The 6,814-nt window shown below is 67.4% G+C and carries 9 protein-coding genes and 1 pseudogene; 5 read left to right on the top strand and 5 right to left on the bottom strand.

The annotated features are described in order from the left end of the window. Positions 1 to 236 (top strand): hypothetical protein (locus ACFU99_RS27485; protein ID WP_384396841.1); only part of this gene is annotated, 236 nt, incomplete at its 5' end. Positions 237 to 425: 189 nt separating this feature from the next. On the opposite strand, the gene ACFU99_RS27480 is transcribed toward ACFU99_RS27485, so the two are convergent. Then, positions 426 to 1,367 (bottom strand): hypothetical protein, encoded by a 942-nt coding sequence (locus ACFU99_RS27480; RefSeq protein WP_384396838.1) that lies wholly within the window; start codon positions 1,365 to 1,367, stop codon positions 426 to 428. A 217-nt stretch (positions 1,368 to 1,584) separates the two neighbouring features. Then, positions 1,585 to 1,919, bottom strand: a pseudogene (locus ACFU99_RS27475) (VOC family protein); the annotation flags it as partial. Positions 1,920 to 1,940: 21 nt separating this feature from the next. Here ACFU99_RS27475 and ACFU99_RS27470 point away from each other — a divergent pair. Next, positions 1,941 to 2,282, top strand: coding sequence for an ABATE domain-containing protein (locus ACFU99_RS27470; RefSeq protein WP_384396835.1), 342 nt, complete (start codon positions 1,941 to 1,943; stop codon positions 2,280 to 2,282). Positions 2,283 to 2,311: 29 nt separating this feature from the next. Here the strand turns inward: ACFU99_RS27470 and ACFU99_RS27465 are convergent, their stop codons facing one another. Next, positions 2,312 to 3,262 (bottom strand): amidohydrolase family protein, encoded by a 951-nt coding sequence (locus ACFU99_RS27465; RefSeq protein ID WP_384396831.1) that lies wholly within the window; start codon positions 3,260 to 3,262, stop codon positions 2,312 to 2,314. A 516-nt stretch (positions 3,263 to 3,778) separates the two neighbouring features. On the opposite strand from ACFU99_RS27465, the gene ACFU99_RS27460 reads away from it, so the two are divergent. Then, positions 3,779 to 4,123: a hypothetical protein gene (locus tag ACFU99_RS27460; RefSeq protein ID WP_384396828.1), complete on the top strand. Its 345-nt coding sequence runs from the start codon at positions 3,779 to 3,781 to the stop codon at positions 4,121 to 4,123. A 23-nt stretch (positions 4,124 to 4,146) separates the two neighbouring features. Here ACFU99_RS27460 and ACFU99_RS27455 read toward each other — a convergent pair whose 3' ends face one another. Continuing rightward, positions 4,147 to 4,353 carry a DUF397 domain-containing protein gene (locus tag ACFU99_RS27455; protein ID WP_384396825.1) on the bottom strand — a complete coding sequence of 69 codons (207 nt, stop codon included), beginning with the start codon at positions 4,351 to 4,353 and terminating at the stop codon, positions 4,147 to 4,149. After that, positions 4,350 to 4,736: an alcohol dehydrogenase catalytic domain-containing protein gene (locus ACFU99_RS27450; RefSeq protein WP_384396823.1), complete on the bottom strand. Its 387-nt coding sequence runs from the start codon at positions 4,734 to 4,736 to the stop codon at positions 4,350 to 4,352. The genes ACFU99_RS27455 and ACFU99_RS27450 overlap by 4 nt, the downstream gene beginning before the upstream one ends. Positions 4,737 to 4,819: 83 nt before the next feature. On the opposite strand from ACFU99_RS27450, the gene ACFU99_RS27445 reads away from it, so the two are divergent. After that, positions 4,820 to 5,392, top strand: a complete 573-nt coding sequence (locus ACFU99_RS27445) for a TetR/AcrR family transcriptional regulator (RefSeq protein ID WP_384396820.1) — start codon at positions 4,820 to 4,822, stop codon at positions 5,390 to 5,392. A gap of 437 nt (positions 5,393 to 5,829) precedes the next feature. Then, entirely contained in the window at positions 5,830 to 6,096 is a 267-nt protein-coding gene (locus tag ACFU99_RS27440) for a hypothetical protein (RefSeq protein WP_384396817.1), read from the top strand. Positions 6,097 to 6,814 lie beyond the last annotated feature (718 nt).

Below are 6,814 nucleotides of genomic sequence, written 5' to 3'. Positions count from 1 at the left end.
GACCCGGAGGGTCCGAGACGAAAGCAGCACCCGGCCGAGCCGAATACCGCCCCACCAAGCAGCCCCGGCACCCCATCACCGCACCGGCCCCCGGCACGTACAACGGCAACCGGCTATGGCTCCTCCCCGAAGCCACCCCCGACGCTTCGCGCCCCTGGCTGCAACTCACCTCACCGGAAGCACTGCGTACGGCCATCAACGAGGCCGTACGCTGCCGCCCCGCCAGCACCCCTTGACCTGCTGACCGCCATCCAGCCCCCAGCGCAGCCCTGCTCACAGCCTGCTCCGGAAGCGAGAAGCCGGGCAAACCGAAGCACCGCCAAGGCCAGTCCCACCCGAACAGACCGCAGCCCCGCCCTGGGCATCCGCGTCCCCCGCCGGGTGGGAACTCCCGTCAGCCCACGCCGCCCCACCCACCCCCGCCCTCACTTCAGTTCGGCCCTGGCCGCGGCATAGGCCGCCTCCGCCCGCGCCTGTCGGCAAGCCCCGCAATACGTCTCGTCGGCTACGGGCCGGAAGACGTGTTCGTTGCCGGTGCCCTGGCAGGTTGTGAACTGGGGTGGCGGGGTTGGTGGTTCGGCTGCGCGGGCGCGTTGTTGTTGCTCCGGGATGCTGCGGACCTCCGGCAGTTTGTCGGTGAGGCGGCGGCGTACGAAGCCGGGGGCGTAGCGGACTCCTTCGGGTGGGAGGCCGGTGGTCAGGGCTTCTCGCAGTTCTGCGGACCTCGCGCCGCGTAGGAACCATTCGGCGGCGGCGACGGCGAGTTCGCGGGCTTCCGATGCACCGAGGCGGAGGCGGCGGTCGGTGTGGCGGAGGGAGAGGAGAACTCGTTCGGCTTCGGCCAGGTGGGGAACGAGGAAGGCAGGGACCGGAAGGGCCTCGGTGGGTGGGTGGGAGGAGTTCTTTTCCTCGTTCTTCTTCTTACGGAGATAACCACCGGCCCTCCGGCCCGTCGGCTCACCGACCGTCGGAGACTGCGTACTCGGCGAACTCGGCGAGGTTGACGAACCCGGCGAGGTTGGCGTGCTCGGCGGGGTTGGCGTGCTCGGCGGGGGCGACCCGTCGCCGTCCCGTACCCGCACCGCCTCCTCCGCACTCAGGACCACATTCGCGAACACCTGGTCCGTCATCCAGCGGCCCCGCTCACCCTGCCACCTCCAGTCATGGAAGTAACCGCCCTCGATGAGCTGTTGCTTCGCCTTCTGGAACGCCCGCCCCTTGATCCCGAGCTGCGCCGCATGCTCACCCAGCGGCCTCGCCGCCTCGGACTCGGGCAGCCCCTGTACATACAGGAGGAGGACCTTCGCATCGCTCTCCAGACGGCGATGGCGGACTACGTCGTGCGACGCCTTCACATAGCGCCTCATGGGCGCGATAACATGCCGAAGCATCTCAGTGGGACCTTCGATTCCACTCGCGGTGAAGGCCCTCAGGACGGTGTTGACAGCACCACTGAGGGCCGCTCCGTACGTACACACGGAGCGTGATGACACAGTCACCGTACCGTCAAAACCCCACCCCGCGCGCCGGTTTGACTTCCTCCGACAGCCCAGCGCGCTGATAGCACGGACGTTCGCGATCCCCTTCCAGCCGGGCAACCAGCGCATCGAGGCCGCCGGGCTCGCTATGGACGTCGAGGTGCAGGCGGTTCTTGCCCACCTCGCCCTCGGGTACGTCCTGGAAAAGCAGCCGCTGGTCGTGTCGAACGGGTCCTCGGGGTGGCGGATCGCGGTATAGCCGCGGAAGGTCTTACGGCCGTGATGTTCGACAACCGCCTCTTCGCCGATGTGGCCGACGGCCAGCAACTACTCGATGAGCGCGCCGGGGTCCTCCACCTCGTACTCCAGGGCGGCGGCACAGAAGTCCGCGAGGGCGGGCGCGTTCGTACTGTCGATGACCAGCTTCCAGCTCAGCGCCATGGAGCCAGCCATATTGGTTACATGGAGCCCTCCGCAACCAACGGGCTACCCGCCGGCCTCGCCGACTGGGCAGAGCGACCGCGGCTCACGCCGACGCCCGTACGTGCACGGGAGATCTCCGAGGCGGAAGTGGTCGGCATGCGACGGCTGCGCGACGCGCTGTTCCGCGTGGTCATCGCCCACACGCGCGGCGATCCGCACCCGCCCGGCGAACTGACATCGGGCATCGGGCACCGGGCATCGGATGTCGGGCATCGGATGTCGGATGTCGAACACCAGCCACCAGTCGCCGGACTCCGGCCGCCCGGTACAACGCGCCGATGCCCCGTACCGTCGGTGCGGGGCATCGCAGCACTCCGCTGATGCGAAATGCGCGCCAGGTGGAGCCGACCTCAGCGGGCGAGGCGGGGGAAGAGCGCCTCGGCGTTGCCGCGGTCGACGGCTGCGGCCTGGCCCGGGGCGAAGTCGGGGTAGTTCTCAAGGAAGTTGTTGTAGTAGGTCCCGGCTTCCTGGGGAGCGAAGGGCCAGTCGCTGCCGTAGAGGACGTGGCCGGGCTCGGCGAAGGCGAAGAGGGCCGGGAGGGCGGAGGGGCTGGCGGACAACGCGGTGTCGAAGTAGAAGCGCTTCAGGTCGCGCAGGATGTCGTCGGCCTCGCGGGTCCGGTCGACGACCGTGGAGGTCAGGCCGGAGAAGCGGTAGGCGGCGTAGGGGAGGAAGCCGCCTCCGTGGGAGAGGATCACGCGCACGTTGCGGTAGCGGTCCATGACGCCGTTGAGCACCATGTTCAGCGCGGTGCGGGTGGTGTCGAAGACGTAGTCGGCCAGCGGGGCGGGGGTGCCGGGCAGCAGCGCCATCGGGGGCTGCGCGGGGTGGACGAAGACGTTCGCGGAGCGGCGGTCCAGTTCGGCCCACAGGGGCTCGAAGTCCGGGTCGCCGAGGTACTTGCCGTGGGCGTTGGACATCAGCACCACGCCGTCGGCGCCGAGGACGTCGAGCGCGTACACGGCCTCGGCGACCGCGGCGTCGATGTCGGGCAGCGGGATGCTGGCGAAGTGGCCGAAGCGGTCGGGGTGGTCCTTGACGACCTCGGCACCGTACTCGTTGACGGCGCGAGCCAGGTCGCGGGCGACCGCGTCGTCGCCATCGCTGAGGTGGACCCCGGGCGAGGTGACGGACATGACGCCGGTCGCGATGCCCTGCTGGTCCATCATCGCGATCGCGCTCTCGGGGCTCCAGGCCGGGATGGCCCAGCCGCCGGAGTTCATGCCGCGCGCGGCCAGGGTCTCGGCCCAGACCGGCGGAACGATGTGGTTGTGGACGTCTATGCGTGCGGGGAAGTCCATAACTCCTAGCCTCCTAAAGGTTAGCTTGCTAACAACTTCACTTAGCAAGCTAACAGTCATGTGAGGGGCGGGCAACCGCGGAGGGGGTGAATGGGGCGAAGCGGACGGCTCTCGGAAACTCGCCGACGTCGAAGCGAGCGCGAGGGGCCGGCGCGCTTCACACCACTGGAACGCCACGAACTCGCCGCGCAACTCCAGCGCCTTGCCACCGCCATCGGCGACACCGCGCCCCGGCCGGGCGAGGGGGAGACCATGCGGCGGTGGCGCGCCCTTGTTCCGACCTGCCGCCGACGGCCCGGACGATGCTCCGCTTCCACCAGGAGCACCTGGCGAGCGCCGAGGGCACCCCGTACGCGCCGGGCGCCGGCCCGGCATCCGGCATCCGGCATCCGGTGCCGGATCACTCGGGTGAAGCCCGTCTGCCTGGTGTTTTCATTGGGGCAGCATCGGAGCTCCGCAGCCCACCTCATCTTCGCTCGGGAGATCAGTTACGTGAAGTCGAATGCTCGCGAAGCCATGACCAACCTGCTGAGGTGGGAGTCACCGCTGGACAGCTTGGTCCGCACAGCGAACCGATACGACGGTCACGCGGCAGCCATGGCGGCCACGGAGGCCCTTGGGAACCCAGTGACCCTGGACCGCAGGGCTGCACGATGCGTGCTGCACCGTTGTGCGTCCGGGGAGTTGGACGTCAAGGAACTGCCGGAGTGGGCCTTCGCAGTTCATATGCTGGACAGCGTCGACATCGACGAGGCGGACATCGAACTGCTGACGCAGTTCCTCACCGAAGCATCGAGTCCGGAACTGTACGAGCCAGTCACCACAGATCTGTGCCAGCGCTGGCTCACCAGACTGGGCTGAGCACCAGGGGAATTGGACCGCCCTCAGACTTCACACCCGGCCGCGAACGCGACAAACGACGCCCACGCCACTCGGCTGCACACGATCACCGGACCCTGCGGGGCCTTACTGTCACGAACGGGAACAACGCGGATACCCACGCCTCGGCCCACCTCAACGCAATTGCCGCCGTTGTTTCCGCTGTAGCTGCTCTTGATCCATGTCGCCGTGCTGAGATCGTCTGCGGTCACGCCGCCGCCATCGGCAGCGCTGCGGCCTGCTCGGCGGTTACGCCCTCGGGAATACGTGCCCAGGCCGGCATCAGCGCGTACTCGGCGGCGCCGGCCGTCGGGCCGTCGAAGGAGGCCGGGCCGAACACGCGGTCGCCTATCTGAACGCCGGTGACGCCCTCGCCGAGCGCGTCGACGGTGCCCGCGACCTCAAGGTCGAGCCCGCGCGGCAGCGGCGGCAGATGATCGGCGAGGAGACCGTCGGCGACGTGCCAGTCGGCCGGCGTCAGGCCGCACGCCCGCACAGCGATCCTGATCTGACCGGGTCCTGGCTCCGGCTTCGGGACCTCGCGGAGCACGATCACGTCCGGGGACCCGAACCGGTCGAACTGAAGAGCCTTCATGACGATCTCTCGAGCGATAACAGCATCTGTTGTCATCGACCGTACCAACTGACGACAGCTCCTGTTGTCGTACCCTGGTGGGCATGCCGCGATGGGAATCTGACGCACAGGGCCGACTCGAACGCGCGGCGCTCGAACTGTTCGAGACGCAGGGGTTCGAGGGCACCTCGGTGGCACAGATCGCAGGCGCCGCCGGTCTGAAGGAGCGCTCCTTCTACCGCTACTTCCCCGACAAGCGGGAAGTCCTCTTCGCCGGCAACGAACTTGAGGCCCACCTCGTCGCCCAGGTCGAAGCAGCCGACCCGGGCCTCACCCCGATCGAGACGCTGCTGACCGCGCTGGGGACCGCCGAGGAGATCTTCCGTCCACGCGAGTTCCTGCTGCGCCGGGGAAAGGTGATCGCCGCCAACCCGGCACTGGCCGAGCGCGATCTGATCAAGCTCGCCGCCATCGCCGACGCGCTGGCAGCGGCGCTGGAGGGCCGCGGCGTCGAGCCCGGAAAAGCACGCTTCTTCATCGACGTGGTACTGGCGATCCACAGGCGCGCCATGCCCCGCTGGCTGGCCGAGCCGGACACCACCCTCGCTCAGCTCATGGCTCAGGCCGCCGCCGAGCTGCGCGAAGTGGTCGCGCCACCAGCTCCAACGATCCGCTGAATCGGCCGCATACATGCCTCGCAGGTATGCGTAGAACCGGCTGTCCGGCAAACGGCCTTACCTAAGCGCGGCTTCCTGGTCCATCTGGTGGGTTCCTTGAGAGATCGTCGTCGGTAGTGACTGCGTCGAGCCGCTGACTGATGGTGTCGGCGTCGGCTGGACCAGCGCAGCAGTGTGACCGTGGTGATGGCCGGCGGAACGAGGACCGCAGTGAGCAGGCAACGGATCTCCGGGACGGTCAGATGTATCGGCTCATGCTTTCGGGTGGGGTGGTGCGAATTCTGTTGGCCGGTGGGGTGCCGCACGATCTTCGTTTGTCCACACACCAACCGATGATCACGTGGTGGCCGTACGCGTCCCCAGCCGGGTCCGGAAAGATCACGAAGTCAGACGGATTACTAGCCCCTGATAACTGATTCAGGCCAGCCGGAGGCAAGATGGACGATATGGAAGAAGTAGCGCGCGTACTGAGAGCGGCTCACGCAGAGGGAAAGGGTGCGGTGGAGCTCGCATCGCTTTCCAGGGAGACGTTGGGTGCGGGATTCGGCGTCATTTCCTTTATCGCCTCATTCCGCATTTCTTTCAAAATTTCGTTGCCTGTTCTACAGCGTGCGCAAGCGTGGGAGGGGTTTGGTTGGGGAGGGTTGCAGATTCCTGACGAAGAGTTCGCTGCCATTCTCTCGCCTTGGCTTGCCAGGCAGTGATCCAACTGGCCCCCATTTGCGGGCTTGGGACTCTGCCGCCAGGGGGAACGCCGCATCGAGCGAGCCCTGAACAGCGACGCCTCCGAGACCTGAGCCAGCCGGTCCCAGTACGTACAAGAGCCTGAACCCTGGGGGTGTGGTCTGTCCGCTCCCGAGGGTTGCCAGGGACGATTGCAGTGCTTTCGCCGCCGAGCGTATCTACGAGCGCTCAACGATGCCCATTACGCGAGTTGCCACTCAATGGCACCGTCACGGGCGACGCTGACGCTGTTATCGCGGTGCCAGTCATGCAGCATTTCGATCGCAGCGTGCTCATCGGATAGGAGGCCGCACTCCTCCCCTGCGAGTTGCGCAGTTCGGTAGCGTCAATACTTTTACCGCTCATCAATGCGTGGTGTCGGGAGGGTTGCCCCTGCGGGTCCACAGCGCATGCAGTGACGGGTGGGACGGCGGTGGGGACCGTAGGAGGCTCCGCTGCGCTCCGCAGCTGGCTACCGGCAGGTAGGGTGCGGTTACCACCCGACAAAAGCGCCTTATGGGACGCGGAATCGGGAGGTAACTGCACCCTGTTGAAGGGTGGACCTGGCGTGTCGGGCATACCGGGCGCGGCGGCCGTCGGAGTGGAGTTCCCCCAGCCGAGGGCTGCTCTTCTACGGGCGGAAACCGCATCCTGAACGGCCAGCGCCCCCGGGCGCAGCGCAGCGCGCCCCTTCACTTT

It is taken from the genome of Streptomyces sp. NPDC057654 (assembly GCF_042800135.1).
GTDB lineage: Bacteria > Actinomycetota > Actinomycetes > Streptomycetales > Streptomycetaceae > Streptomyces.
Note: the sequence above shows the minus strand (reverse complement) of the source record. Positions and strands in the feature narration are given on the sequence as shown.

Excerpts from the sequence above, each read along its gene's own strand:
- ACFU99_RS27480 (WP_384396838.1), bottom strand. The coding sequence starts at position 1,367 with ATGAGGCGCTATGTGAAGGCGTCGCACGACGTAGTCCGCCATCGCCGT.
- ACFU99_RS27470 (WP_384396835.1), top strand. The coding sequence starts at position 1,941 with ATGGAGCCCTCCGCAACCAACGGGCTACCCGCCGGCCTCGCCGACTGG.
- ACFU99_RS27465 (WP_384396831.1), bottom strand. The coding sequence starts at position 3,262 with ATGGACTTCCCCGCACGCATAGACGTCCACAACCACATCGTTCCGCCG.
- ACFU99_RS27460 (WP_384396828.1), top strand. The coding sequence starts at position 3,779 with ATGACCAACCTGCTGAGGTGGGAGTCACCGCTGGACAGCTTGGTCCGC.
- ACFU99_RS27450 (WP_384396823.1), bottom strand. The coding sequence starts at position 4,736 with ATGAAGGCTCTTCAGTTCGACCGGTTCGGGTCCCCGGACGTGATCGTG.
- ACFU99_RS27445 (WP_384396820.1), top strand. The coding sequence starts at position 4,820 with ATGCCGCGATGGGAATCTGACGCACAGGGCCGACTCGAACGCGCGGCG.
- ACFU99_RS27440 (WP_384396817.1), top strand. The coding sequence starts at position 5,830 with ATGGACGATATGGAAGAAGTAGCGCGCGTACTGAGAGCGGCTCACGCA.